The sequence below is a fragment of the Kitasatospora nipponensis genome (genome assembly GCF_039528135.1).
GTDB lineage: Bacteria > Actinomycetota > Actinomycetes > Streptomycetales > Streptomycetaceae > Kitasatospora > Kitasatospora nipponensis.
This window is the reverse complement of sequence record NZ_BAAALF010000504.1, coordinates 1-1,083: the sequence shown is the minus strand read 5'-3', so window position 1 is coordinate 1,083 and position 1,083 is coordinate 1. Positions and strand designations below refer to the sequence as shown.

The following is a 1,083-nucleotide window of genomic DNA, read 5'->3' as shown; positions in this document are numbered from 1 at the left end:
CCGGACAGAACCACGAAAAGCAGATACGGACTCTCCCAGGGTCGATATAGGGGACGAGACCTTACCCAAAAGAGCCTCCATGGCGCCGATATTCTGCAAGCATTTTGCAGTACGAGCGTCACAGGTTCCATAGGCGCCCCTGGCAATTGAAAGTGCGACGCCCAGCCACTTTGAAGCAGCCTTGATCTGGCCAAGGGCAGCCAACGCCATAGCGAGATTGTTGTAGTCTGCAATCAGCTCGGGATGATTCTCACCATAAACATATATATCGATTGATACTGCCCGCTTGGCGGCCTTTACTGCATTGCCGTGGAGCCCGATGAAGTTGTAGGCACTGGAAAGATTCACGAGAGTAGACGCCACATCCCGGTGAGTCAACCCAAGAATGGACTCCTGAGCATGGAGAACCTTCTCTAGAGTCCTGCGAGCATCCTCATACTCCCCCTGGGCCATGAGCGCCCGCCCGAAATTCATTTCCGAAATGAGGGAATTTAGGGAATTCATGCCATTGAAGCGCCCGTAGATTTCAACTGACTTTTGGAATGCCATGGCTGCATCGCCATACATGCCCAACGCGAGCCAAGCCAGGCCTGCATTATTCCAATCTCGAGCAGCTCCGGGGTCATGGGATATCTCACCATCGATTTCCAGTGCGGCAAGGGATGACTCCAGGGATGACTGAAGGTCGCCTGCTTCGAGATATGACAAGGCGAGACCGCAATACAGCGTAGCCAGCGCATCCTTTGATCCGAGGTCTGAAGACATCTCGATGCACTGCAGAAGCTCGCCAATAGCACGGCGAGGGTCGCCCATTTCTCGAGCCAATTTTCCCTTCTTAGATCGGATAGCAATTACAGAGCCCTGATTCTCTGCGCCAGAGTCACTGGCGATAAGTTCATCGCACAAATCTAGCTCCGCCATGGCCAACCCGAGATCCCCCTTGAGATGAAGCACTCCAGCCTTTTTGGTGTGAACAATCGCAAGAGCATGCGGTTCGGCACTTCTTGCGCCGGCTACATCAAGGGCCGCGGTCGCATGTTCCAGAGCTGCGTCGTAGTTGTCCGACCGGGTGAGGGCGTCAAC

General features: G+C 54.3%; 1 protein-coding gene. It reads right to left on the bottom strand.

Features of this window, described 5'->3' with window-relative positions; translation table 11 throughout:
* A partial coding sequence (locus ABD323_RS41510; protein WP_344447269.1) for a tetratricopeptide repeat protein occupies window positions 1–954 on the bottom strand: 954 nt, incomplete at its 3' end.
* Between the last annotated feature and the right edge of the window lie 129 nt (window positions 955–1,083).